Genomic DNA, 26,276 nt, shown 5'->3' on the forward strand with positions numbered 1-26,276 from the left:
TAACAAGTTGCTAAAGTTCGTTCGTAAACTCACTGGGACAATTAACAGCTGGCTTGGCGCTTCGCGCAAGTTTAGCCAACAGTCAATTTCCCCTTAGCAAAGCGTTGGTATGACTCCCACTGTCAAGTTAAACGCACTGATCCCGCCTAACTTTTTAAGACATAACTATTTCAACTCGAATTAGAGCGAGTTAATACATAGGATGAAGCAAGTAATGTCGTCGGTTATTTTGCTGATATTCGTTGGTTATTACTATTTCTAGTAACAGAGCAGACCTTACTTAGTTCGTCGTGGCACCTGTCTTCAGTCTATGTTCGTGGTTCAATGCAGCGTTAGCCGCATTGCCATCCTAACGCCGTCGGTGGTTGTGCCACACCCGATGCTTGATCCCATGCATCAACTCTAATTCGTTTCTCATGCGGGTACTCTTGCCAATCTCAGTTTTGTATTCACAGGCGTAAGCACCACTTCTTTAGAGTAAATCATTGATAGTAAATCATTGATGACACCCACCGTTATTTGTATCTAAGCTGGTAAAGTGAGATTAAAACGTGCGGAAACACTTAAAGAATATGGACAAAAAAGCGTTCTTAGATAGGGTGACCTTTGGCTGATAAGCGTATCGCTACACTAAAACTGGGTTATCGCGCACGACAAAGCGCTGTAAATACGGAAGTAAGAAATTCTAAAATTGAGAATGTGAGTTTTGCTAAGCCAACAAGCGCTCGCAGTTTGTCAGATTCGTCCGTCGTCGTTTTTGCAGTGTTTCACAGTAGGCGGTTATTGTTCGTTCTCGACCAACTGCACCGTGGAATACCCGAGAAAACTGCGTAGTGAGTTTTATCCAGTTCTCAGGCTCTATATTGAGTCGAGTAAGAATGGGTTGAGACTCAAAGATATAGCCTCGTTTGTCGGCGCGGATACATTGGCCTGTGAGTTCAACTAATTCAATATAGGATTTGAGTTCAAAAGGCAGTCCTTTTGGCATATGTTTTCGTGGGCTGCCAGCAAAGCGCAGTAGGCTTTTTGGTTGCTTGCCCAGCTTAGCATGGTCAATGCGTTTTTTGATGCTTGTGTGGTCTGATGTTTCAGGCGTTGCGGTAATTTGGGCTCTAATGGGGTTTAGATCTACGTAAGCGAGGCAGGCAGCCAGTGCAGCTTCATCCAGTAGTGCTTGGGATTTGAATCGTCCTTCCCAAAACCGACCTGTGCAATTATCTTCTTTATTTGCTCGGCGGGCGATATCTTCGTTAAGTACCCGCATAAACCAGCTAATATCGGCTAGTCTTTCTCTGTACTTGGTGACATGCTCATCGAGTATCAATTGCTCAGATTCATTGAGCGGTTCTCCCTCAACGAGCTTATGGGTTATCCAGTTGCCTTTAAACAGCTTGTGCCATCGTATCACAATCGCTTCATCCGACAGGCGCTTAGCCTTTTTATCATCAACATATAAAACAATGTGGGTGTGATTACTCATTACGGCATAAGCACAGACATCAATACAAAACACGGAACCTAACATCAGGAGCTTTTCTTCAACCCAATCACGGCGGTGCTCGTATGATTTTCCAGTAAATTTATCTTCACCGCACAGAAACGCACGCCTTACGCAACGGGAGATACAGTGGTAGTATTTGGTGTCGGTTAAACTGATTTGTTTTTTACGGGCAGTAGCCATAGTTTGGTTTCCTCAATCCTTTGAGTGCAGAATTAAAGCGTAGGCGGAATCTTAGGAAGGTGCAAATTAGTGGTGGGTGTCAGCGATTTGGCGGTTTGTTGCACACCCTCACTTTTCTCCAAGGTAATGAAGCTTTCATGTATAGCTTCACTTTCTGTTTTTTCACCAAAAATTTCTAGTTGACTTCATGGGTACTAACAACTACATTTGTAGTGGTTAAAAACTACAAATGTAGTAATGGAGGTGATAAGTGAAACTAAGTGAATTTGAATTAGACGTGATGAAGCTACTTTGGCAACAAAATGCATGTACTGCCAGTGAGCTTCATAAATATCTTCTTGCAGATGATACAAGAGCAAAAAAAGTGGCTTATAACACAGTCAAAACAATCGTAGATCGACTAGAGCAAAAAGGTGCGGTCGAGCGCTGTGGTCAGCAGGGGAGGTCAATCGTCTATCAAGCAAAAGTGACTCAGCAAGCGCTTTCACAGCAGGCAACACCGCGCTTTATGGATCGCTTTTTTAAAGGTAGTTCACGCAGCCTGATAGCTCATTTCATTAAAGAAGAGAGTTTAGACGATGATGATATTGAGTATTTACAAAACCTACTTAAGAGCAAAAAGCAGAAGAAAGAGAGCGACTAATGTTTGATTACTTACTCACCGCAAGCTTGCTCAGCATGTTTAGTTTGACTAGCTGCTATTTTCTGAAAACTGCGCCTGCACGAACGCGCTTTTATGTGTTGGTAGTAGGGTTATTGAGTTGGCTAATTCCATGGCAGCAACTTTCCCCACCCCCTTTTTTAATAAATCTCGATCTTTACACTATTGAGGTGAGTTCTATTTCAGACTCAGGGTCAACTCCATCGAACAGCATCAAGCAAACCACTTTGCAAACCGAATCAAACTGGCTTTCCGGCGATACCATAAACCAGGTGTTTTCAAATTTGTTTGTATTTCTGATAGTGGTAGGTGGAGGACTATTTCTAGCGAGAGTGTGGTCGTATAAAAGGTTACTAAGTGGCATAGAAGAAAGCGCCTACACCAGTGAAGAGCATCAATATTTACACACGTTTTGCACCGTAAAATTTACAGAATTGAGTACCCCTGCAATTACGACAGGCCCATTACAGCACACCATTTGGTTAGACTTTAAGATGAAAGGTCGACCAGAACTCGAATCCGTGATTGAGCATGAGTTAACGCATATCAAGCATAAGGACACATATTGGTTATGGCTAATATGTGCAACTGAAAGCCTATTCTTTTGGAATCCATTCTGTTTGTTGTTAGCAAATTTGGCGCGACAACAAATCGAACTCAGCTGCGATGAAAGCTGCATGGAAAAACTGAGTGATAAATATAGATACGATTTGGCCAGCTTACTGTTGTCCGAACATCAATACCGGTATGAACATGCGTCATTAGGTCATTCAGTATTAGCCGTATCTCACTCGAAAAGTTTCAATATTCAAAGAGTTAAAACACTAAACAAGGAAAAGAAAATGAAATTATCCCATTTAATGATTATCACGGCAGCACTGTCTTGTAGTGCCTTAGCTGCTAACCAAATCGTCTCTGAAAAGCAGGTAACACAAGGAGCTAGTAAACAAAAGAGTGAAAAGTCAGCGCGATATCAACAGCAATTGAGGGAGCTACTCGCTGGGGCGAAAGGCGCGAAATCGAATGATGAAACACAGCTTAAAGCAGCGGTTTCACACATTTTAAATTGGCATAGTAACCGCGGTTTGTTAAATGATTTTGAAGAGCTGGATATAAAAGTAAAAAGCTTTACCTTGCTCGACCAAACCTATCATAAGCTAGGTCAATACGAAGCAATCTTGACCGCTTACACTAATTGGTTTCCTGAAGGCTCTACTCAACCGCCATTTTTAAAAAACAGATTGGCATCAGCTTATATGCACCTTGGGCGGTATCAACAGGCAGCAGAGCAACTAGAGAGTTTATCTGAAAAAATGCAAAGTCGCTTTCAAATCGGTAGCGCTACTGATTTGGCACGCGCCTACATTGAAATGGCAGACTACGATAAAGCATTAGCTGTATTAAACAGTGATGTTGTAACCGGTGCTGAAAACCAAACATATCAAGATATCCTAAGATACTATGCATACGAAAAACTGAATAACCAAACAAAGGTGAACGAACTGAAACAGCGTTTGCCAGCACATTATGCGAAAACGCCGGCAATATTACCTCGTTTACCTCGACCAGGTTCTTTGTTACTGGCGAAGTTATAAATCATTTAAGAAAGCCTGTAAGATGCAGGCTTTTTTAATTTACTAAACTAACCGTGTGCTAGCCGAACAGTTCATCTTCTAGTGTTTTACCGTTAACTAAAGACTTGTAACGCCAGCCCTGTTCACGGCAAAGCCTGAGTACATCAATATCAACCTGTTGGCCGCTACGATACTCAATAAGCAGGGCGCCACTGGCATTTACCGTCACCTCTTCAACGCCTTGTAAGGTCCTCAAAAGCGCTATGTGACTACTGGTGCCAGACTCTTTAAGTTTTACAGTTAGCGTGGCAAGTTCCGCTTCTTGGATGCGGTCAACAGCGGTTAATTTACCATGCTGTAAATGTAATACCTGATCGCACAAATCATCGAGTTCTACTAAATCGTGTGAACTCAAAATAAAGGTCGTTTCAGATTGAAGCCTTTTTACTAGGTTTCTGATCTCACGAGCATTCACGGGATCTAATCCAGCCGTGGCTTCGTCAAGCAGTACAATTTCAGGCTGTGAAAGTAGCGTTTGGGCAATACAGATACGTTTTCGCATGCCATGAGATAACTCATGAGGTTTAGCGTGATAACAGTCTTTGAGGTCGACGAGCTCAAGCACTCTATGCGTTTCACTCTCGGCCGCTTTCGCATCTAAACCTTGAAGCTGTCCGTATAAACGTAGCTGATTACTGACAGAAAACCTTGGATCAAGCTGAGCATCCTGTGGAAGTGCGGCAAGGCGGCCAAAAAGTGCAGCGCTGCCAGGCTTATGGCCCAAAATTTTAACACTGCCAGCATCTGCATTTAGATACCCGCAAAGTGTACTAAAAAGGGTGGTTTTACCCGCACCATTGGGGCCGACAAGCGCAATAGGTGAACCTGCGTTTAGGGTGAAAGATACGTTATCTAGTGCGCGCTTTCGTCCATATTTTTTCACTAAATTATTAACTTCAATAATGCTAGTCATAGCGCGCGCCTTCTTAATAGTTCACAGCTAATTGCAATCAATACGAAGCTATGCAGCACCGGTGTGGCAAAGCGAGTGAGGTTGATATTCTGTGCAATGGTTTCTGAGCCTTGGAACCCAGGAAAAAGATAAAAAAGGTACTCTGCGTATGCGCTGTACTCAACTGCAAAAGCGACTAAAGTGGCGAGCGTTAAGTAGGTCAAAATCGCGTAAATCATGCTCATTTTACTAGAGTTAGCAAAGTGATTAGCCACAGACATCAGGGCAATAAATGGCGCAGTAATAAGCGTTAGCTCTAGGACAATTAATGTCGCCCGAGTAAGCCCTGTGAGCCATAAGCTTGGGTCGCGCACCACCATTAATATCCAAGCGCCTACAGCAGAAATCGCTATGAGTAGCAACGTATTGAATACCTGTCCAACAAAGCGACCAACAACAATTTCCGCGCGAGATGTGCGCAGGGTTAGAAATCTGAGTGTGCCGCGGCTTCTATCTTCTACAGTTTGATCTGCGCTTGAAAAGATCACAAAAAGAGGAAATAAAAAGATTGACCAAACTAAGTACAGTGCAAGCTCCATTTCAGGCCATTGGGCAATACGATGCATACCAACGACGCCAGAAAAACTCTGGATCATATTTTTGAAGTTGGGGTCGCTGACAATGGATACCGCTTCAGCAATGGCGTAGCGCAAAATGGCATACCAAACTAAAACAAATGCGGCGATGGCTATCCATCCGCGTTTCGTTGCAAACAAGCGTTGCAATTCAAAGATGGCAATTAGGCCAATTCTTTTTATATTCATAAGGATCCTTGCAAGTGACAACACAGACTTTCACTACTAGAGCGGTAGGCTGACTTTGATTTGAGCGTATATGATTGGCGCTAAAAAAGGAAGTTACTGAACTGTAACAAAATTAAACCAATGAAAAACGGGCACGATTGAGTGTGCCCGTTTATTAGTCTAAATTTGCTAGCAATTACCAGCCGCAATTACGGCCTTTATTTTGCTCATCTAGGTATTTTTGCAATGGTGCAAAGTAGTCAAGTACTGCTGTTGCATCCATTTCATCTTTACCTGTTAGCGTTTTAAGTGCTTGTTGCCAAGGTTTGCTGCTGCCCATTTCAAGCATGGCATTTAAACGCTCACCAGCTGCTTTCGAGTTGTAAACAGAACAGCGGTGAATGGCTTCTTTGCTGCCAGCTATTTCACAAAGTGATTTGTGGAATTGGAACTGCAAAATATGCGCTAAGAAGTAACGAGTGTAAGGGACATTACCAGGTACGTGGTATTTTGCACCTGGGTCAAAGTCATTTTCAGTACGTGAAATTGGTGCTTTAACACCTTGATATTTTTCTCTTAATTCCCACCACGCTTGGTTGTACTCTGCTGGAGAAATCTCACCAGAGAATACTTTCCAGCGCCATTGGTCGACAAGTAGACCAAATGGAATGAATGCAACTTTATCGAGTGCCATCTTCATCAATAGACCGATATCTTTTGACTCATCCGGTACGTTATCTAACAAACCAATTTGCTTTAAGTAGCCAGGTGTTACAGATAGCGCGATGGTGTCGCCGATAGCTTCATGGAAGCCATCGTTGGCACTTTCTTGGTAATACACAGGCTGCTGATTGTAAGCGCGTTGATAGAAGTTATGGCCTAGTTCATGGTGGATAACTGAGAATTCTTCACCTGTGCGTTGGATACACATTTTGATGCGTAGGTCGTCTTTGGCATCTAAATTCCAAGCTGATGCATGACATTGTACGTCGCGATCTTGTGGTTTAATAAATAAAGAACGTTCGTAGAAAGTCTCAGGTAATGGAGCAAAACCCATAGAGGTGAAGAACTTTTCTGCACCTTTTACCATTTTGATTTCGTCGTAATTGTGTTTAGCCAGTAGCGCCGTTACATCATAACCCGGATCTGCGTTTTCTGGCGCGACTAAGTCATAGATATTGCCCCAGCTTTGTGCCCACATATTGCCAAGCAAGTGTGCTGGAATAGGCTGGTCTTGAGGTACTTTATCTTCGCCGTATTTCTCGCCAAGCTTAGCTCTAACATGACAGTGAAGCGAATCGTATAGCGGCTTTACTTGGTTCCAGGTACGGTCAAGTTCTTTTGCAAAGTCGTCCGCTGGCATGTCGTATTTACTGCGCCACATTGCGCCTGTGTCTGCGTAGCCAAGCTCATTAGCACCTTCGTTGGTAAGTACAACTTGCTTTTCATAGAGTGGACGCATCGGCTTTGACACTTCACGCCAACCTTGCCAGATGTCTAAAAGCTCTTCATAGTCGCGACTATTTGCCATCTTAGCCGTCATTTCACCAAGGCTTAGGCAAGTGCCATCATCTTTACAGTATTTGCCCTTTCCGTACATACCATCAAGCTCTGCAGTGAGCTTTGCAAGTTCCGCTGTTTTGTCAGCATCTTTTGGTGCAGGTAATGTCAGGTTTAACTTCAATTTATCAAGCTTACGTCGGGTATCTTCGCTTAACGCCAAGCCATCAAATTGTGCTGCTTGGTTAGCAAGCTCCACGAGCGCAGCGGTGTATTCCTCATTCACGTCTGCAGCAAGTGAAGCTGTGTCGTGAGTAATAAAGTTCGCATAAATCCAAGCTGAGCGGCTAGAGCGGAAGTTAAGGTCAACCAGCTGTTCTGACGCCTTATCTAAAAATGCAACTGCATCGGCTTCTGATAATGCTTTATTTGTAGTTTCAGTGGATTTGCAGGCAGAGAGTGCAAAAGTACTGGCAACGATGAGTGCGCCAACACTTAACTTAAATCTTGGTTTCATAGGGTTCACTTGTTGTTTTAATTAATACACGAGCCGACTTAACACTAGACGGCGTTTTAGTATCTATAGCCAGCTACACTAATTGGGTTAATTGCTAAAAATCAGCAAGTAAATTAATCCAATTAGTATTAGTTGTATGAACAACTAATTCGTACTGAGCGCGGCTTTTATGCGCAGCAAAGCATCATTTTTTGCTGTGGTGGCAAGAATAATAGCAGGACGACTTTAAAACGACAATTTTGCGATGGACAAACAATGAGATGCGAGCGTAGATAAAAGTTGAGTTAGTGTGATTATTAACCATAATTAAGGCAGTCAATTGTATCAAAAGGCCGTATTTGAAGCCTGCAAAAAGGAGTGCATATGACTTTAGTTTTATTGGTGATATTGGCAATTGTGGTGGTATTTTGTGTCCGTGATATCAGGGTTAAGTTGATCACTAAACCGCTCTTCAATTATTTCAAAACGTCATTACCTGAACTCTCCCAAACCGAGCGAGAAGCGATGGAAGCAGGGAGTATCTGGTGGGATGGCGCGTTGTTTTCTGGTAAGCCGAATTGGCGAAAGTGGTTGAGCAATGATAAGCCAAAGCTGAGCGATGAAGAACAGGCATTTATAGATAACGAATTACATACGCTGCTAAAAATGCTTGATGAAGAAAAAATATCTGAGGCTCAAGACCTGCCTGAAGAAGTTTGGCAATTTTTAAAAGAAAAGGGTTTTTTTGCTTTTATTATTCCAAAGGCTTTTGGTGGTCGGGAATTTAGTGCTCAGGCGAACTCCACCATCGTTGCAAAAATAGCCAGCCGTAGTTTGTCTACTGCAGTAACCGTGATGGTGCCAAATAGTTTAGGCCCTGCAGAGCTGCTGCTTCATTACGGCACCAATGATCAGCAGAATACTTGGCTGCCAAAGCTTGCCTCGGGTGAGGCGCTACCTTGTTTTGCATTGACCTCGCCAGAGGCAGGATCCGATGCTGGTAGCATTCAAGACTTTGCGATTGTGTGTGAGCGAGAATTTGAGGGAGAAAAGCAAATTGGACTTGCGGTAACTTGGCAAAAACGATACATCACGCTGGCGCCCGTCGCTGATGTATTAGGACTTGCGTTTAAGGTTTACGACCCGGATCAATTGCTTTCAAATAAAGTAGAGCTTGGGATCACTTGTGCACTTATTCCGACTACACATGAAGGCGTAAAAACAGGAGATCGACATAACCCGCTGGGGCAAGCCTTTATGAATGGTACAACCAGTGGTGAAGATGTTTTTATTCCAATGGCTTGGGTGATAGGCGAACAAGCGGGTATCGGCAAAGGGTGGCGCATGCTGGTGTCGTGTTTAAGTGCTGGGCGGGGGATATCTTTGCCAGCACTGAGCGCGGGAACCGCTCAATTAAGTGCCAGAACGACTTCGGCTTATGCCGGTGTCCGTCGTCAATTTGGTGTACCCATCTCTGCCTTTGAAGGAGTGCAAAGCGCGTTAGCCAGAATTTACGGCTATAGCTATCTAATTGAAGCGGTGAGACAAACCACTGCGTTGGCAATTGATTTAAAGCAAAGCCCTTCGGTAGTCACTGCGATTGCCAAGTATCACCTCACAGAGCATGCAAGAGTAGCATTGAATGATGCGATGGATATTCATGGCGGTAAAGCCATTCAAATGGGGGAAATGAACTATCTTGCTCACAATTACATGGGCATGCCGATTTCTATTACCGTTGAGGGCGCCAATATCTTAACTCGAAGCTTGATGATTTTTGGTCAAGGTGCGACGCGTTGCCATCCTTTCATACTGAAAGAAATGAGTATCGTACAGCAAGAAGATCAATTAATCGCTTTGAAAGAGTTTGATGAAGTGCTTTGCAAACACTTGCAGCATACCTCTGTGAATGGGCTCAAGGCGTTTTTTAATGGCTTCACACTAGCACGTTTCGAACGTGCGCCAGTTAGTGGTGATGTGGCGGCGTATTACCGACGTCTAACATGGTTGAGCCAAGCGCTCTCAGTGTATAGTGATATTGCTATGTTAAAGCTAGGCGGTTCACTAAAACGTAGAGAAATGCTCTCTGCAAAATTGGGAGATGTCCTGAGCTTTCTTTACATCGCCTCGTGTGCATTAAAAAAATACGAAGATGATGGCCGTCAACAAGGGGACTTACCGCTGGTAAAGTTTGCCTTAGATCACTGTCTTAACGAAGCAAGTAAGGCTATTTATGCATTTTGCGATAACTTTACCGCAGCACCTCTGGCATTTTTGTTAAAACGTTTGGCGTTTCCCGTTGGTAATTGGATCAAAGCGCCGAGCGATAAATTGGCGGTGCAGGTATGTAGCAATGTTTCTGATCACAACTCGACCCGTGAACGTATCTCCCATCTGTGCGCCGTGGTAAAACACTCTGCGATAGATACAGTTGAGCATGCTTATTTACTGGAAAAGGCGCATGCTCCACTAATGGCAAAATATCGCAAGTGGTGTAAACAAAATAGCGTGAAACTGGTGGGTAAGACATTGAATGAAAAACTCAGTATCGCAATGGACGACAACGTGATTGATGATAAGAGTTCTGAAACTATCTTTTGTATTGAAACGCTAGTTGCAAAAGCTGTTGCTGTTGATGCGAAAGCGCCCAACTAGTTTGTTGTGACAGAGGATATTGGCTAATTTGTTAAAAAAGCCCCGACAACGGGGCTTTCCTTTCTTATTCTTGAGTTAACGTGCAAAGGGGTCGGCTAGTACCTTGTCTACGTACCATTTGCCTTTTTTGCGCACCATACTGACACTACGCATGTCGTCTACTTGCTCACCGTGGAGCTGACCTGTAAAAATTAAATTAATTTTTGCGCTGTCGCCATACTGTTCGCGCAGACTTTGATTGGTCATATCAACTTCTATGGTGACTTCATCGTATTGCATATTCACTAAATTTCTGGCGAATTGCGACGCAGTACCGTAAGAGCGCATGATACGCGCGTGACGGGGAGTGGCGATTTTCATTGCCGCGTCTAGATCTTTTTTATTATAGAGTGCGTCAAAATACATTGTTGCGGCATATCCAGGAGTGTCCTTGTCACCACTGACATTATCCTCTGAGCCGCACGCTGAGAGTAAAATCATTGCGGCTAAGACAACGAAAGTTTGCTTAATAAGTGACTTTGTCATGCTAAAATACATCATATGCAGTCTAAAATTATTCACAATAAGTTAAGTTTGTCTGCTAACGGCCGATATGTAAAGTCAGTAAATGAAATAAATGTATTATGTGCTAAGGGTTTAAGATGTCTCGTTTAATATCACTAGCTTGGTTCGCTTTATTTTTAGTAGGGTGTGGATCGCAGCCTGAAATTAGTAAAGGGGTAACAAGCCAGTTGACGCAAAATGGCATAATACTTGGACACTTTTCTAAAGATGGAAAGTGGAGCGTAACATTAGACAGTCATGCTGAAATCCATATTTATGACAATGCCAATCAGTCTGTCATATTCTCAGTACCCAAAGACAAAATAAAAACACCAGTCAAAGAAGTTTTATTGTCAGATGATAAGGAAATGCTCATCGTGGCAGGTGAAAACCTTATCTCAATTTGGTCTGTTCCAAAGCAAAAGTTGATAACGAACGTACCTTTTGCAGGGGTGAGTCCACTTGCTTCAATCTCTGCTTTAGCGCTTTCCCATAACAACCAGCGTTTGCTTGTTGCGATGGATGATGGCTCACTCAATATGGCGGATCTATTCACGAAGTTAAACAATCGTTTTATGCCACATACTCGGCCGATAGAGCATTTGGCGTTTGATAATAGTGGTGACTATTTTGTTACAGGCGCGCAAGATGGGTTGGTTGCCCTTTGGCAATTTGCCTCACCAGAACCTTTATATGAGCATCAATTTAGTCATCGTGTTACCAGTTTAACAGTGAGTCATGATGGCAAGCACTTATTCGTCTCAGATGGGTTGAATGCGCAACATGTACTAGACTTTGAGTCTGGAAAACAGCTCAGTGAGCTAAAGTATATGGCCCGTTTTAAGATGTTTAGAAAGGCTAAATTTATTTCTGACTCAGGCTTACTCGCGACATCATCGTCAAAATCTCACCTCTCCATCTGGCGCTATGAGAGCGGGGAAGAATTAGGCACTTGGTCTATTCATACTGAAAGTGAGGGAGCAACGGTAGTCGATATGTATGTCCCAAACCCAGACACCTTAGTAACGCTAAATAGCGACGGTATGCTTGAGACGTGGGCGGTTAATGTACTTGCTAAAAAGTAAGGGAGTGAAATCACTCCCTTAAAACCTCAGATTAATTGCAGTTTGACAAGCAAAACTTGAAATTAGGCGCGTTGGAAGTCGTAAACGCTACCAAGATTGAGTAGTTGGGTGAGTTCATCTAGTGCAGCATAGGACTCTTGCAGTAGGCTCGGATCAGCTAAATCCTGCTCCGTGACTTTATCGCGATAATGTTTATTGACCCACGCGCTTAGTTGAATAAATTTGTCTTCGCTCATCATCACTTCTGGATTTACCGCTTTTAGCTCAGCTTCATTGAGTGCTACACGTAATCGCAAACATGCAGGTCCACCACCATTTTGCATACTTTGGCGTAAGTCAAAAAAGCGTACTTGCGAAATCGGATTTTTTGCACCGAGCATATATTCGATATACGCGGCAACGTTATCATTCTTCGCACATTCCTCCGGTGCAACCAGCATTATCTCGCCTGATGGCAAAGTGATCAATTGAGAATTAAATAGGTAACTTTTTACTGCGTCTTCAACACTCACTGCATGCGTCGGAACTTCTACAATATGCAAAGGCTTTTCGCCGATATACGCTTGTCTAATTTTAGTTAGACTGGAGGTTTGATCAATAAAGGCTTGATCATGGCAAAACAGTACATTCTCATTGCCCACCGCAATGACGTCATTATGGAACACGCCTTGATCAATCACATTTGGATTTTGCTGGATAAAAATTGCTTGCTTATCATCTAATTGATGTAGCCTTGCAATCGCTTGACTTGCTTCTAATGTTTGCCGAGCAGGATATTTAGTAGGACCCTTTATATCGCTGTTAAAGCCACTTGAACCGTACACAAATAATTGTAGACCTTTACTGCCATGGCTATCGGCGAGGCGAGTGTGGTTCGCAGCACCTTCATCGCCAAAAAAAGGCTGCTCAGGCAAATGCTGGTGATGTGCAAAATATTGCGCATTGGCGAACATAGCACGAAGTAAATTCGTGGTGGTTTCGGGCTCTATTGAACGGTGGAATTTGCAGTTTAAATTGGCACTTGTGAAATGAACTTTGCCATCGCTAGAATCAACAGAAGGCGACACAGTCGCCGCATTTGCCGTCCACATTGCAGAGGCAGAGTAACAAGCTCGAAGCAATATTGGATCGTGTTTATACGCTTTTTCAAGTACTTGAGCATCGGTGCCTGAAAAGCCAACACGGCGCAGTGGAGCTAAACTCGGGCGTGCATGAGGTGCAAATATCCCTTGTTTTAGGCCGATATCATGCATTGCTTTCATCTTTTCAAGACCTTGCAATGCCGCTTCTTTTGGATTAGAAACGCTGGTAGCGTTAGAAAGTGACGCGACATTACCATAAGATAATCCGGCATAATTATGTGTTGGCCCTACTAAGCCGTCGAAATTGACTTCATAAGTCATGAGTGCGGTTCCTGTTGCGAATAGTTATAGATAACTAGTATGAGGCGGTTTCGCTGGTTTTTAAAGTGACCTAAGTCAAATTATGGATGTAATTGAAAGCAGTTCAATTGCTGTAATTTAAGCTAATATCCTTTAAACACATACCTTTAGGTTAAGCCCAACATAAGGAGTTTGAAGAAATGGAAAAATATATTGTAAGTAAAGCTGAAATCGAAGCATTAAAAGGGGAAAAAAGAGTTCATTTTCTGAACCCAAATGCGCAGAGGCTCAATAAATCACTTGGAGACTTAACTGGTATAACAGGATTCGGTTTTCACATCATAGAAATCCAGCCGGGGTTCGATTCGACTGAAACACATATGCATTATCACGAGGATGAATGTGTGTATATATTGCAAGGCACTGCTGAAGCGTACATTGGCGATGAGGTAATTGGTGTTGGTGAAGGCGATTTCATAGGATACAGAGCCTGTGGTAAGCCTCATAAGTTAGTAAACAATAGCGATGTTACATTACGTTGTATTGTAGTTGGTCAGCGCTTACCGCATGATGTTGGTGATTATACAAAGCAAGGTAAGCGGATCTACAGGCAAAAAGGTTTGCCGTGGAATGTGGTAGATATTAATGACATTATGGAACCGATGAAAAATAATCAGGATAATAATAATGATTAATCCACTCGAAAAGTTTGAATCTTGGTGGCAGCAAGCTCTGAAAAACAATCCATTAAATCAGCCCAATGCGGTATGTGTCTCAACAATTGATGAAAATGGGTTTCCTACAGGTAGATTTGTTGATTTGAAAGCGGTTAATGAGGGTGGCTTTGTATTTTGTTCATATTTCGATTCTGCGAAAGGCAAGCATTTAGAAAATCTTCCTAACATCGCGATGACAGTTTGGTGGGATCATGTTGGGTATCAGGTCCGTATTGTTGGCAGAGCAAAGAAGATTTCAGATAGAGATGCGGATATATATTGGCAAGGGCGCTCTAGAGATGCTCAACTAACCACAACGTCATTTAACCAAAGTGCAATTATGCGAGATCAAAGTGATCTGACTGAAAAATTAAGAATTGCGGAATTAAGATATAGCACGAATCCAATTCCAAGACCCGAAAATTGGGGTGGCTATTGCATCAACCCTATTTCCATAGAGTTTCTCACTTTTGCTGAGACTCGGCTACATCTTAGAGAGTCTTATGAGCGTAGTGGTGAGCAGTGGAAAAAACAATTGCTGCAGCCTTAGTTAAACCGACTTTCATTGCAAATTTATCCCTCGTTGCCCACAATAGGGTTAAATTCCTTTTTATATCAAGGAAAACCATGGAAGTTGAACATCAGGAAATTGCCAATTTTTTAGTAGCTTACCCGCCGTTTTCGGATTTGCCTCAAGAGGCACTACATAAACTCGCAAGCCAAGTCGAAGTAGGTTACTACCGAGAGGGCAGCGGTATTTTGGAATATGGAGAGCAGATCACTTACCTGTATGTGATCCGATCTGGTGCTGTCGAGCTTTATCGGCGCTCAGGTGAGTTATACAATCGTATTTCCACAGGTGGGATCTTTGGCCAGCGTGGGTTATTGATGAATCGTAAAGTTCGTTTTGGCGCTCAAAGCCTTGAAGATACACTGGTGTATTGTATTCCCGTTGGCATTTTTGATGAGTATTGCGACGTTTATGAAGCGTTTGCTGATTATTTTGAAGCTGACGATAATGCTAGACTAAAAATCACGGTTTCTGAGCAAGCCGACAGCAATGATTTGACCACGGCCAAAGTGCGTAAACTATTGCTACGCGATGTGGTGTACGTTGAACGCAACGCTACGGTACAGCAGGCAGCTCAAGTGATGGCAAAAGAGCATGTGTCATCACTACTTATCTATGACCCCGAGAAACCTGTTGTCGAAGATCCAGATGAAGATGATGGTCAGGTGGTTGGCCTTATCAGTGACAGAGATCTTCGCACAAAAGTAGTCGCAGAGGGGCTGAATTATCAAACTCCAGTCTCTGAGATTATGTCGACCGATCTTATTATCGTTGACTCCAATGCCTATGTCTTCGAAGCCATGATGCTGATGCTAAGAGACAATGTGCATCATTTGCCCGTTGTTCATAAGCGTAAACCGATAGGAGTGGTCGCGCTATCCGATATTTTGCGCTATGAGTCTCAAAGCAGCCTGTTGTTTGTTAGAGGGCTAATGGACCAGCAAAGTGTTGAAGACTTGAGCAGTTACGCCAAACAGCTTCCTGCAATTTTTACTCGGATGGTGAATGAAGACGCCAATTCACACATGATTGGTTCTGCGATGTCGATTATAGGTAAAACGTTTAAACACAAGTTACTCGAACTTGCGGAAGCAAAAGTAGGTCCACCACCAATTCCTTACTGCTTTATTGCCCTTGGTTCAATGGCTCGGGATGAACAATTAATTGTGACCGATCAGGATAATGCACTGATCTTGGATGACAGTTATCAACCCGCTGAGCATGGCCCTTACTTCGAAAAGTTGGCGAAGTTTGTGTGTGATGGTCTAGCCAATTGCGGCTATAAATATTGCGATGGTGGGATCATGGCAAGCAACCCAGCTTGGCGTCTAACTTACAGTCAATGGTTAGCACAATTTGAAGACTGGATAGAAAACCCCAGTCCTGAGGCTTTGCTGAATAGTTCGATTTTCTTTGATCTGGAAGGCGTCTGGGGTGAAACAAAATGGGCTGAGAAACTCACTGCTTTTATCAGTAAAAAGGCCAAAAACACCCCTAAATTTTTGGCTGCGATGGCACATAATGCGCTAAGAAGAACGCCACCTTTAGGCTTTTTTAATGGGTTTGTCCTTGAGCAAGACGGTGAGCACAGACGATCGATGAATATTAAGCGCCGTGGCACAGCACCGCTTTCAGATTTGGTTCGAGTGCATGCCCTTGGCGTTGGTTCTAAAAAACAAAACTCCTTCGAGCGATTAGAAGATATTGATGAGGCAAATATACTGCCAAAGGGTAAGGTGCTAGATTTGCAAGCTGCGCTTGAATATATTGCCATCATGCGTATTCGCCATCAAGCATGGCAAATTGAGCAGGGCGAAAAGCCTGATAACAGCTTGCCGCCTGAAACACTCTCTGATTTTGAACAGCGTAATCTTAAAGAAGCTTTTGGCGTGTTAGACAAAGCACAGAGCTTTTTAAAGTTTCGCTATCAAAACAAATCCATGATGAAGTAGCGGTGTAATATGCAAGGCGAGATTATGTCATGGCCAAATCGCTTTCAGCATTTGGTAGAAACGTCGAAAGACCCGAGAATTCAAGCATTTTATCAGCAAGGCGTGGTAGATCCTTACCAGCAATTGAGCCAGTGCGAGTTTGTTGCCCTTGATTTTGAAACTACAGGGCTCGACCCAAACACCGATGATATTGTGAGCGTTGGCGTCGTACCATTTGACTTACGACGGATCCGCTTGGCTCAAGCGAAGCATTGGTTAGTGAAGCCAACCAGTCCGCTGGCTGAGGAGTCTGTGGTACTGCACCGGATCACACACTCACAAGTTGAAAGCGCGCCAGATCTGCAAGATATTCTTGAAGAGGTGTTTGCTTCGCTGCATGGTAAAGTCATAGTGGTGCACTATCAGTTTGTCGAAAAGTCATTTTTCGATTCTGCGCTAAAAGCGAGATTGGGTGAGGGTATTGAGTTTCCAGTGATTGATACGATGGAAATTGAAAAGTCAGCGATAAACAACGCCAGAGGCTGGCTTGATAAGCTCAAACGTAAACCAATTCCTTCGGTACGTTTAGCTGACTGCAGAAAGCGCTATGGGCTTCCCTATTATCAGCCACATCATGCCTTGTCCGATGCGTTAGCAACGGCTGAGCTATTTCAAGCTCAAGCTCAATATTGTTTAGACCCATCAGACATGGTGAAACGCTGGTGGAGCTAACCCCAAATAACAAAAAGGCGGAGCATACACCAAGCTCCGCCTGTAATGAGATTAACGACCGTTAGCTTTTAGGCTCAGTTCGAAGCCCGAGGATCAAACTTACACACATCAGTAGTAGTACAAAAGTAAACGGTAAACCTGTTGAAATAGCACCCGCTTGTAGTGCTTCGATTGCTTCTTTACCGCCGATCCAAAGTAGCGCTGCCGCAATTGCACCCTCAATACTTGCCCAGAATATACGTTGCGGTACTGGGGCATCTATTTTACCTCCAGCGGTAATACTATCGATAACCAAAGAACCTGAGTCCGACGAGGTAATGAAGAAAACCAGTACAAGTACAATCGCCGTGAACGAGAGTAAATCGCTCATCGGTAGGTTTTCAAACATTTGGAACATCGCAAGTGGTACTTCAGTCAAGCCATCAGTACCTAAAGCGCCAATGCCATTTTTTACCTGATCGATAGCAAGGCCACCGTAGATTGACATCCAGATCACGGTTACCAATGTCGGGATTAATAATACTGCGGTAATAAACTCGCGGATGGTGCGACCCTCAGAAACGCGTGCGATAAACATACCGACAAACGGTGACCAAGAAATCCACCATGCCCAATAAAATACGGTCCAACCTTGGAACCATGCTTCATCTTCACGACCATGCGGATTACTCAGTGGAATGATATTTTCAACGTAGGCCATTAAAGTCGTCGGAATATTACCCATGGCAATCGCAAAACCTGCAATACCAACGAATACTAGTAACACAAATGCAATTAACATATTAACGTTACTAAGTAGCTTTACACCGCCATCAATACCGCGAACAACCGAAATAATCGCAAGGGCAGTAACACCCACAATCACGGCAATTTCTAGACCGAGACCTGCTTCTATGCCAAATACATGTTGGATCCCAGCACCGGCTTGCTGTGCGCCCAGACCGAGTGATGTCGCAAGGCCAAACAAGGTAGCAAGAACGGCGAGAATATCGATGATATGGCCTGGCCAACCCCAAGCTCTGTCCCCTAAAATAGGATAAAAGATTGAGCGGATCGACAGTGGTAAGCCTTTATTGTAGGCAAAGAATGCTAAAGAAAGCGCGACGACGGCGTAAATGGCCCAAGGATGCAAACCCCAATGGTACATGGTCGCGCCCATCGCAAGTTCTGCTGCCTCAGGAGTGTTTGCTGCAACATTTAACGGTGTTTTGTACCAGCCTGTGTAGTAGGCGACAGGCTCCGCTACACCCCAAAACATCAGACCAATACCCATACCTGCTGCAAATAGCATCGCCAGCCAAGACGCCCGAGTGTAGCTTGGTTTGGCGTTTTCACCACCTAAACGAATTTTACCGTAAGGCGATAAAACGAGCACCAAACAAAATAGCACAAAGAAATTACCAGACCACATAAATAGGGCATCAAAGTTACCTATGATATCCCACTTTATGCCGTCTAAAGTGGTTTTAGCTGTGTTTGCATCAACTAATAATACGGCGACTAAAAACGCCAGTATTAATCCTGCACTTACACCAAATACAGGGTTATGTACGTCAAACCCCCACTTTTGAACATTGTCTTGTCCAACGGTGTAGTCTGTATTATCGATGCTGTACTTATCGTGGTGATTGCCCATGATATCCTCTTGTTGTTCTCATCGTGATACGACACCAAGCTGATATACTGAATTAATCGCTAGACAATGGTTGATAACAATTCGACATAAACTAACTATGCAACAAAGCAAAATGTAATCTGGCTATTAATGCTAATCATTAGCGGCTTAGAATGACTTTATCAGCCATAAAAAATGCTAGCCATAAAAACTACTTAGTCTAGTTTAGATTATTTAGCGTATTCATTCGTTTTATGCGTTTCAACCATATCAGCCGAATGACTATCTAAATATATGATGGGTTTATGTTAGTTACAGCGACAGTATACTGCCTCAATACTTGTAATTAAGATAAACCAACCGAACCGTTATGCTACTAAGCGATGGTATCAATATATTGTGTCAACTTGATATTCAGTCGATGCTTCAAAGCAGCAACTCTTTAGTTTTAAGCTGTACTGGCAGGTGAATATTCAATGCCAACCAAAACTATCTCTACTAGTTTAGGGGGTGAGATTGAAAAGTAAATGGCTACTGAATTTTTTATTTAAAAATCATCACATTCATCAACTAGACATGGAGAGTGGTGTAGAGTAAAGAGTTTTCCTTCGATGCATGTGAAAAAAAACCCCTCTTGCGAGGGGTTTTGGGTAACTCAGCGCCTTTGGCACTGGGAATGAGGTCGGTACATTTGTAAGTTAGGGTGTGTCTTACGACGCCTCAAACTGCATTTCAGGGATCTCACCATCGACGATAAGCTTGCCTGCAGTTTTGCTGATTATTTCATCAACACTAACACCCGGTGCGCGTTCTAGCAAATGGAATGCGCCGTCTTTTACTTCTAACACAGCTAAATCTGTTACGATTTTCTTTACACAATTTACGCCGGTTAGCGGCAATGTGCATGATTCAAGCAATTTAGAATCGCCGTGTTTGCTAGCATGGGTCATGGTCACTATGATGTTGCGTGCACCAGCAACTAAGTCCATTGCACCACCCATGCCTTTGATTAATTTTTTCGGGATCATCCAAGACGCGATATTGCCTTGTTGATCAACTTCAAATGCACCTAGTACCGTCAAGTCTACATGACCACCACGGATCATGGCAAAGCTTTCCGCACTATTAAAAATTGCTGCACCTGTCGCTGCTGTCACGGTTTCTTTACCCGCGTTGATCATATCGGCATCAACTTGGTCTTCGGTTGGGTAGGGACCCATACCTAACAAGCCATTTTCCGATTGCAGCATCACTTCAATGCCTTTTGGCACGTAGTTAGCCACTAAGGTTGGAATACCTATGCCTAAGTTAACGTAGTAACCGTCTTCAAGCTCTTGCGCCACGCGCATCGCAATTTGTTCACGATTTAAACCCATGATTGCCTCCTATTTGCGCGTTGTGACACGTTCAATACGTTTTTCAAAGTCACCTTTGATCACGCGATTGACATAAATACCTGGGGTGTGGATTTGACTCGGCTCAAGCTCACCCGGTTCCACAATTTCTTCAACTTCCGCGACGGTGATTTTTCCGGCTGTCGCTGCCATAGGGTTAAAGTTCATTGCTGTGTGGCGGAACACCAAGTTGCCATAGCGATCTGCTTTCCAAGCCTTAACAATGGCAAATTCACCAGTAATTGATTCTTCCAAAATATATGGTCGGCCATCAAATTCTTTTACTTCTTTACCTTCAGCAACGGGAGTACCGTACCCTGTTGCCGTGTAAAAAGCTGGGATCCCAGCGCCACCAGCGCGCATCTTCTCTGCAAGCGTACCTTGTGGTGTTAATTCAACGTCAATAATGCCATCGAGAAGTTGTTGTTCAAACAGCGCATTTTCACCAACGTAAGAGGCGATGATCTTCTTAATTTGACGATCTTTGAGCAAAATACCTAAACCAAAGTCGTCGACCCCACAGTTGTTTGAAACCACGGTAAGTTCTTTTGTTTGCAGGCGCTTAATTTCTGCAATTAAGCCTTCTGGAATACCACACAAACCAAAGCCACCTGCGATGATGGTATCGCCGTCTTTAAGACCCGCCATCGCTTCGCTGTAGCTTGATACGACTTTATCGAAACCGGCCATAAGCCCACTCCTAATAATGTTATTGTTTTAAGATTGACAAGTTTGTTTGAGTGCTAACGACACTTTACTGCTTGGTGTCTTGCCTAGCGCATCACAAATTGTCCATCCTGCTTTTGCTAGCCTTTCTAAATCAATTCCACACTCAATGCCAAGCCCTTGCAGTAAGTAAACTACATCCTCAGTGGCAACATTTCCTGACGCGCCTTTGGCGTAAGGGCAACCACCGAGACCTGCAACGGCGCTATCGACAGTTGCGATCCCCATTTGCAGGGCCGTGTGAATATTCGTTAATGCTTGTCCGTAGGTATCATGGAAATGCACCGCAAGCTTGTCAGCAGGGATATGTTGCAGTAACAAGGTGAGCAGTTGCTGGACTTTTTTAGGTGTACCAACACCTATGGTGTCGCCTAGGCTGATTTCATAACAACCAAGTGACAACAATTGTTTACATACCGCTAAAACTTGCTCTGGTTGTACTTCACCTTGATATGGGCAACCAACCACGCAGCTAACATAACCTCTTACTTTTATGTTGTTTTTTTGTGCAAGTTCAACAACGGGACGAAAGCGTTCAATACTTTGTTCAATCGTGCAGTTGATGTTTTTTTGCGTAAATGCCTCACTGGCGGCAGTGAAAATGGCAAATTCGTCGACTTGATTTTCAAGTGCAAGCTCTGCGCCTTTAAGGTTCGGCGTTAGAGCGCTTATTTCAACGCCTTCACTACGCTCAAAGCCTTGAATAACCGCAGCAGAGTCGGCCATTTGTGGCACCCATTTGGGTGATACAAACGCGCCTGCTTCAATGTGCTTGAGACCTGCGTCTTTTAATGTGTTAACCAGCGAGATTTTAGCTTCTGTGGCAACACTGAGCTCATTTTGTAAGCCATCACGTGCGCCGACTTCTACAATTTTGACCTTAGCCGGATACTGAGACATTAGTCTTGCTCCTCAACAATCGCCAGCATATCGCCATGACTGACGAGCTCGCCTTCTGCAAAGCAGTATGAAGTTAGCGTGCCATCAAATGGTGCATTGAGCGTATATTCCATCTTCATAGCTTCGATTATCACCACGGCATCGCCTTTATTGACTTGAGTACCGACGGCTAACAAATGCTTAACCACGGTGCCGTTCAATGGCGCAGCCAGCGGTGCGGCTTCGTGCTCATGATCGCTAATGTAATGCTTTGACTTAAGTTCAACGGTATGTTGATACGGACCATACATAATAGTGATCGCGGCTTCGGTAACAATGGCACTGGCGTGTAATCGTGCACCATCAATCACCACTGTTAACTGGTGTCCATTTAATTTACATTCAACTTGGTGGATTTGCTCGTTAAACGAAACCTTCCAACCACCTTGAGATTGATAAGCCGAGGCGACGTGATCTGCAAATGGTAAATCCACCTTCGCGGTTTGGTTAAGCCTAAAGCCTAAGTTTCCCCACACCGTGTTTTTACATGGTTGTTGGCGGCTAAGGTAGGCCGCACTTGCTAATAACACCATTTTATCCAGCGGCGTATTCGATTGAGTTAATACGTCAGTTTGTGTGTCGATAAAGTGGGTATCAGGCGCACCAGCTGTGAAAGTAGGGTGGCCTGCTAAGTGATGCAAAAATGCAATGTTGGATTTCAAGCCACACAAGTGCACTTGTTCTAAACTGGATTTTAACTTTAATAAGGCTTGTTCACGATTTTTGCCATGAACAATAAGCTTGGCGATCATAGGATCGTAAAATGGACTGATCTCATCACCTTGCTGTACGCCTGTGTCAATTCTTACGCCATCTTTGGCTTCAGGAAAGCTAAGGTGTGAAAGTACACCAGAAAACGGCATAAAGTTTTCTTCAGGGTCTTCTGCGTAAATGCGCGCTTCAAAACTATGACCAGATAACGAAACCTGCTCCTGAGTCAGCGGTAGCTGTTCACCCGCAGCAACCATCAGTTGCCACTCGACTAAGTCGAGATCAGTTACCATTTCTGTCACTGGGTGCTCTACTTGCAGGCGAGTATTCATTTCCATAAAGAAGAACTCATCGCCACATAATAAGAACTCTACTGTACCTGCGCCGCGATAGTTAATCGCTTGCGCACAGCGTACTGCCGCTTCACCCATAGCTTTGCGCATCGCATCACTCAAACCTGGGGCGGGCGCTTCTTCAATCACTTTTTGGTGACGACGCTGTAGTGAACAGTCTCTATCACCGAGGTAAACACAGTTACCGTGACTATCGGCAAAAACTTGTACTTCAACGTGACGAGGCTTATCAACAAAACGCTCAAGCAGCACTAAGTCATTGCCAAAACTCGCTGCAGCTTCACGTTTAGCGCCATGTAGTGCCGATAAAAACTCGCTGCTTTCTCGTACCACGCGCATCCCTTTACCACCACCGCCGTAAGCGGCTTTGATAAGTACCGGAAAGCCGATTTTTTCAGCTTCTGCCTGTAAGAAATCATCGTCTTGTTTGTCGCCATAATACCCTGGGACCAAAGGCACATTAGCGTCATGCATGATTTCCTTGGCACGGGTCTTAGACCCCATCGCTTCAATAGAGCTTGCCAACGGACCAATAAACGCAATGTTTGCTGCTTCACACGCTTTGGCAAATACTTCATTTTCAGATAAAAAACCATAACCTGGGTGGATACAATCGACGCCCGCCGCTTTGGCGACTTCAAGAATTCGGTCTGCAACCAAATAAGACTCTTTAGATGGTGCCGGACCGATATGATAGGCTTCGTCAGCTGTTTTCACATGCATCGCATTGGCATCTGCATCAGAATAAACTGCCACTGTGGTTAGGCCCAATTTCTTTGCGGTGCGCATCACGCGGCAGGCAATTTCACCACGGTTCGCGACTAGAATTTTAGTTAGCATGTTGACTCCTATTCGCTTGCGGCGGTTTGCCAGCGTGGTGCTCGTTTATCGAAAAAGGCGCTAAGCCCTTCTTGGCCTTCGTCACTTACTCTAATTTCAGCGATACGCTTTGCGGTATGGGCGATCAACGCTTCATTTATCTCTTTACCAGCAACTTCGCTGATCAGTGCTTTGGCACTTTTCACAGCAGCAGGGCCATTGTTAAGCAAGGTATCGAGAAAATTCGCTTCGCTTTTTGCTAAATCATCGCTCAATTCGTGAATTAAACCCATTTCTAGCGCCTTTTCACCATCAAATACTTCGGCTGTTAAAAAATAGCGTCGCGCTTGGCGCTCCCCAATGGCTTTAATGACATAAGGACTAATCACAGCCGGAATAAGACCAAGCTTGACTTCACTTAAACAAAATTTGGAATTGTGCTCTGCAATGGCGATATCACAACAGGCGATTAACCCAAGTGCACCGCCAAACGCAGCACCTTGCACCAAACACAGGGTTGGGTGAGGGCAAGTGGCCAGCACTTGCATTAATTTAGCAAGCTCTAAAGAATCAGCGACGTTTTCGTTATAGTCGTTGTCTGCCATGGATTTCATCCACGCCAGATCAGCCCCCGCTGAAAAGTGTTTACCTTCGGTTTTTAATACCAGCGCTCTGACATCGAGGCCGCTGGCATATTCGATATTCTTAATGAGTTCGGCAATTACCTCCGCATTGAAGGCATTATGTTTTTCTGGGCGACTTAGCTCTAAAATCGCCACTTTGCTTTTTGTTATATTTAAAGTGACAGGCATAAGTGCTCCTTACATTCTGAAGACGCCAAATTTAGATTCTTTTTGCGGTGCGTTACTCGCAGCTTCCAAGGCAAGACCAAGTACTGTGCGCGTATCCGCAGGGTCGATAACGCCATCGTCCCAAAGCCTTGCGCTAGCATAGTATGGGTGTCCTTGCTTTTCGTACTGCTCGATAATTGGCTTTTTAAATTCGCTCACTTCGGCATCGCTCATGCTAAGGCCTTTACGCGCTAAACCATCTTGTTTAACCTGTGTTAATACGCCTGCAGCTTGTTCACCACCCATTACGGAGATCCGTGCGTTTGGCCACATCCACATCATGGTTGGCTCGTACGCTCTACCACACATGCCATAGTTACCAGCACCATATGAGCCGCCAATCAATACTGTAAACTTAGGCACATCAGCACAGGAAACGGCTGTTACCATTTTTGCACCGTGCTTAGCGATACCTTCCGCTTCGTATTTTTGGCCAACCATAAATCCAGTAATATTCTGCAAAAATAGCAGCGGAATATTGCGCTGTGCACAGAGCTGAATAAAGTGTGCGCCTTTTTGTGCGGATTCAGAAAAGAGAATACCGTTGTTTGCTACGATCCCCACAGGGTGACCATAAATTTCAGCAAAACCAGTCACGAGTGTTTCGCCGAAGTAGCGTTTAAATTCATCAAACTGAGAATCGTCCACGATACGGGCAATGACTTCGCGTACATCGAACGGTTTTTTCAGATCCGTACCGACAATGCCATACACCTCACTGATGTCATAACGTGGTGGTTTGGCATCCTGCAGGAACGGGCGAGTGGGGCGCTGATGATTAAGGCGTGACACGCACTGTCTTGCGATAGAAAGCGCATGCTCGTCATTTTCTGCATAGTGATCGGCTACACCAGAGACTTTACAGTGAACATCTGCGCCGCCTAAGTCTTCTGCACTCACTTCTTCACCCGTGGCCGCTTTAACAAGAGGTGGCCCTGCCAAGAAAATGGTGCCTTGTTCTTTGACGATAATACTTTCATCGGCCATCGCTGGTACATATGCGCCACCGGCGGTGCATAACCCCATAACCACTGCGATTTGTGGGATTCCCTTTGCAGACATACGGGCTTGATTGTAGAAAATCCGACCAAAATGCAATTTATCTGGGAATACTTCATCTTGTTCTGGCAAGTTCGCACCGCCAGAATCCACTAAATAAATACAAGGAAGATGGCAGCGCTCCGCAATTTCTTGCGCTCTTAGGTGTTTTTTTACGGTAATAGGGAAATAGGTACCCCCTTTTACAGTCGCATCATTTGCCACAATCATGCATTCAACGCCTTTGACGCGTCCGATCCCGGCGACCACACCAGCACAAGGAATATCTTGCTCGTAAACGCCAAACGCGGCGAATTGGCCAATTTCTAAAAACGGCGAGCCCTCATCTAGCAAGGTTTCAATTCGGTCACGTACAAATAATTTACCGCGACTTTGGTGACGGGCAATAAGCGCTTCACCACCACCTTGGCTCAGTGTTGCGACTTTATCTTTAAGATCAGCAACCAGCGATGCCATCGCATCGCTGTTTGCCTTGAACTGGGGCTCATGCGGATTAACCGCAGAATTTAGTACCGTCATGTAGCACT

The 26,276-nt window shown here is 44.1% G+C and carries 21 protein-coding genes; 8 read left to right on the forward strand and 13 right to left on the reverse strand.

What is annotated here, in order from left to right:
* Nucleotides 1-709: 709 nt before the first annotated feature.
* Nucleotides 710-1,681 (reverse strand): transposase, encoded by a 972-nt coding sequence (locus tag NH462_RS06975; RefSeq protein WP_253105069.1) that lies wholly within the window; start codon nucleotides 1,679-1,681, stop codon nucleotides 710-712.
* A gap of 250 nt (nucleotides 1,682-1,931) precedes the next feature.
* Here NH462_RS06975 and NH462_RS06980 point away from each other — a divergent pair, with 250 nt between their 5' ends.
* Both NH462_RS06980 and NH462_RS06985 read left to right on the forward strand, forming a co-directional pair.
* Nucleotides 1,932-2,324, forward strand: a complete 393-nt coding sequence (locus tag NH462_RS06980) for a BlaI/MecI/CopY family transcriptional regulator (RefSeq protein WP_017219509.1) — start codon at nucleotides 1,932-1,934, stop codon at nucleotides 2,322-2,324.
* Entirely contained in the window at nucleotides 2,324-3,937 is a 1,614-nt protein-coding gene (locus NH462_RS06985; protein ID WP_253105070.1) for a M56 family metallopeptidase, read from the forward strand. Before NH462_RS06980 ends, NH462_RS06985 begins: the two co-directional genes overlap by 1 nt.
* Nucleotides 3,938-3,995: 58 nt before the next feature.
* Here the strand turns inward: NH462_RS06985 and NH462_RS06990 are convergent, their stop codons facing one another.
* The 3 genes from NH462_RS06990 to NH462_RS07000 form a co-directional block, all read right to left on the reverse strand.
* Nucleotides 3,996-4,889, reverse strand: a complete 894-nt coding sequence (locus NH462_RS06990) for an ABC transporter ATP-binding protein (RefSeq protein ID WP_253105072.1) — start codon at nucleotides 4,887-4,889, stop codon at nucleotides 3,996-3,998.
* The gene (locus NH462_RS06995) at nucleotides 4,886-5,692 is read right to left on the reverse strand and encodes an ABC transporter permease subunit (RefSeq protein WP_253105074.1); all 807 of its coding nucleotides are present in this window, start codon (nucleotides 5,690-5,692) and stop codon (nucleotides 4,886-4,888) included. Before NH462_RS06995 ends, NH462_RS06990 begins: the two co-directional genes overlap by 4 nt.
* 175 nt (nucleotides 5,693-5,867) lie before the next feature.
* On the reverse strand, nucleotides 5,868-7,688 hold the full coding sequence (locus tag NH462_RS07000; RefSeq protein WP_045965750.1) for a M2 family metallopeptidase: 1,821 nt from the start codon (nucleotides 7,686-7,688) through the stop codon (nucleotides 5,868-5,870).
* A gap of 363 nt (nucleotides 7,689-8,051) precedes the next feature.
* Here NH462_RS07000 and NH462_RS07005 point away from each other — a divergent pair, with 363 nt between their 5' ends.
* Nucleotides 8,052-10,322, forward strand: coding sequence for an acyl-CoA dehydrogenase (locus NH462_RS07005; RefSeq protein WP_253105076.1), 2,271 nt, complete (start codon nucleotides 8,052-8,054; stop codon nucleotides 10,320-10,322).
* A gap of 75 nt (nucleotides 10,323-10,397) precedes the next feature.
* On the opposite strand, the gene NH462_RS07010 is transcribed toward NH462_RS07005, so the two are convergent.
* Nucleotides 10,398-10,847: a hypothetical protein gene (locus tag NH462_RS07010; protein WP_010378604.1), complete on the reverse strand. Its 450-nt coding sequence runs from the start codon at nucleotides 10,845-10,847 to the stop codon at nucleotides 10,398-10,400.
* Nucleotides 10,848-10,963: 116 nt separating this feature from the next.
* Here NH462_RS07010 and NH462_RS07015 point away from each other — a divergent pair, with 116 nt between their 5' ends.
* On the forward strand, nucleotides 10,964-11,950 hold the full coding sequence (locus tag NH462_RS07015; RefSeq protein WP_253105078.1) for a hypothetical protein: 987 nt from the start codon (nucleotides 10,964-10,966) through the stop codon (nucleotides 11,948-11,950).
* A 62-nt stretch (nucleotides 11,951-12,012) separates the two neighbouring features.
* Here NH462_RS07015 and astB read toward each other — a convergent pair whose 3' ends face one another.
* Nucleotides 12,013-13,353 (reverse strand): N-succinylarginine dihydrolase, encoded by a 1,341-nt coding sequence (astB, locus tag NH462_RS07020; RefSeq protein ID WP_253105080.1) that lies wholly within the window; start codon nucleotides 13,351-13,353, stop codon nucleotides 12,013-12,015.
* A gap of 179 nt (nucleotides 13,354-13,532) precedes the next feature.
* Here astB and NH462_RS07025 point away from each other — a divergent pair, with 179 nt between their 5' ends.
* The 4 genes from NH462_RS07025 to NH462_RS07040 all read left to right on the forward strand — a co-directional run bounded on the left by NH462_RS07025 (nucleotide 13,533) and on the right by NH462_RS07040 (nucleotide 17,282).
* Nucleotides 13,533-14,027: a cupin domain-containing protein gene (locus tag NH462_RS07025; protein ID WP_017219500.1), complete on the forward strand. Its 495-nt coding sequence runs from the start codon at nucleotides 13,533-13,535 to the stop codon at nucleotides 14,025-14,027.
* Nucleotides 14,020-14,598, forward strand: coding sequence for a pyridoxal 5'-phosphate synthase (locus NH462_RS07030; protein ID WP_017219499.1), 579 nt, complete (start codon nucleotides 14,020-14,022; stop codon nucleotides 14,596-14,598). The genes NH462_RS07025 and NH462_RS07030 overlap by 8 nt, the downstream gene beginning before the upstream one ends.
* A gap of 77 nt (nucleotides 14,599-14,675) precedes the next feature.
* On the forward strand, nucleotides 14,676-16,571 hold the full coding sequence (locus tag NH462_RS07035; protein WP_253105083.1) for a DUF294 nucleotidyltransferase-like domain-containing protein: 1,896 nt from the start codon (nucleotides 14,676-14,678) through the stop codon (nucleotides 16,569-16,571).
* Between the two features lie 9 nt (nucleotides 16,572-16,580).
* Nucleotides 16,581-17,282, forward strand: a complete 702-nt coding sequence (locus NH462_RS07040) for a 3'-5' exonuclease (protein WP_010604944.1) — start codon at nucleotides 16,581-16,583, stop codon at nucleotides 17,280-17,282.
* A 61-nt stretch (nucleotides 17,283-17,343) separates the two neighbouring features.
* Here NH462_RS07040 and NH462_RS07045 read toward each other — a convergent pair whose 3' ends face one another.
* The 7 genes from NH462_RS07045 to NH462_RS07075 form a co-directional block, all read right to left on the reverse strand.
* The gene (locus NH462_RS07045; protein WP_017219496.1) at nucleotides 17,344-18,918 is read right to left on the reverse strand and encodes a BCCT family transporter; all 1,575 of its coding nucleotides are present in this window, start codon (nucleotides 18,916-18,918) and stop codon (nucleotides 17,344-17,346) included.
* A gap of 689 nt (nucleotides 18,919-19,607) precedes the next feature.
* Nucleotides 19,608-20,273 carry a CoA transferase subunit B gene (locus NH462_RS07050; RefSeq protein WP_010378611.1) on the reverse strand — a complete coding sequence of 222 codons (666 nt, stop codon included), beginning with the start codon at nucleotides 20,271-20,273 and terminating at the stop codon, nucleotides 19,608-19,610.
* Between the two features lie 9 nt (nucleotides 20,274-20,282).
* On the reverse strand, nucleotides 20,283-20,981 hold the full coding sequence (locus NH462_RS07055) for a CoA transferase subunit A (RefSeq protein ID WP_010378612.1): 699 nt from the start codon (nucleotides 20,979-20,981) through the stop codon (nucleotides 20,283-20,285).
* A 27-nt stretch (nucleotides 20,982-21,008) separates the two neighbouring features.
* Nucleotides 21,009-21,917 carry a hydroxymethylglutaryl-CoA lyase gene (locus tag NH462_RS07060; RefSeq protein WP_253105086.1) on the reverse strand — a complete coding sequence of 303 codons (909 nt, stop codon included), beginning with the start codon at nucleotides 21,915-21,917 and terminating at the stop codon, nucleotides 21,009-21,011.
* Nucleotides 21,917-23,860, reverse strand: a complete 1,944-nt coding sequence (locus NH462_RS07065) for an acetyl/propionyl/methylcrotonyl-CoA carboxylase subunit alpha (RefSeq protein ID WP_253105089.1) — start codon at nucleotides 23,858-23,860, stop codon at nucleotides 21,917-21,919. Before NH462_RS07065 ends, NH462_RS07060 begins: the two co-directional genes overlap by 1 nt.
* Nucleotides 23,861-23,868: 8 nt before the next feature.
* The gene (locus NH462_RS07070; RefSeq protein WP_010378618.1) at nucleotides 23,869-24,651 is read right to left on the reverse strand and encodes an enoyl-CoA hydratase-related protein; all 783 of its coding nucleotides are present in this window, start codon (nucleotides 24,649-24,651) and stop codon (nucleotides 23,869-23,871) included.
* Between the two features lie 9 nt (nucleotides 24,652-24,660).
* Entirely contained in the window at nucleotides 24,661-26,268 is a 1,608-nt protein-coding gene (locus NH462_RS07075; RefSeq protein ID WP_010378620.1) for a carboxyl transferase domain-containing protein, read from the reverse strand.
* Nucleotides 26,269-26,276: the final 8 nt, after the last annotated feature.

Source organism: Pseudoalteromonas sp. OANN1 (assembly GCF_024124685.1).
GTDB classification, from domain to species: domain Bacteria; phylum Pseudomonadota; class Gammaproteobacteria; order Enterobacterales; family Alteromonadaceae; genus Pseudoalteromonas; species Pseudoalteromonas piscicida.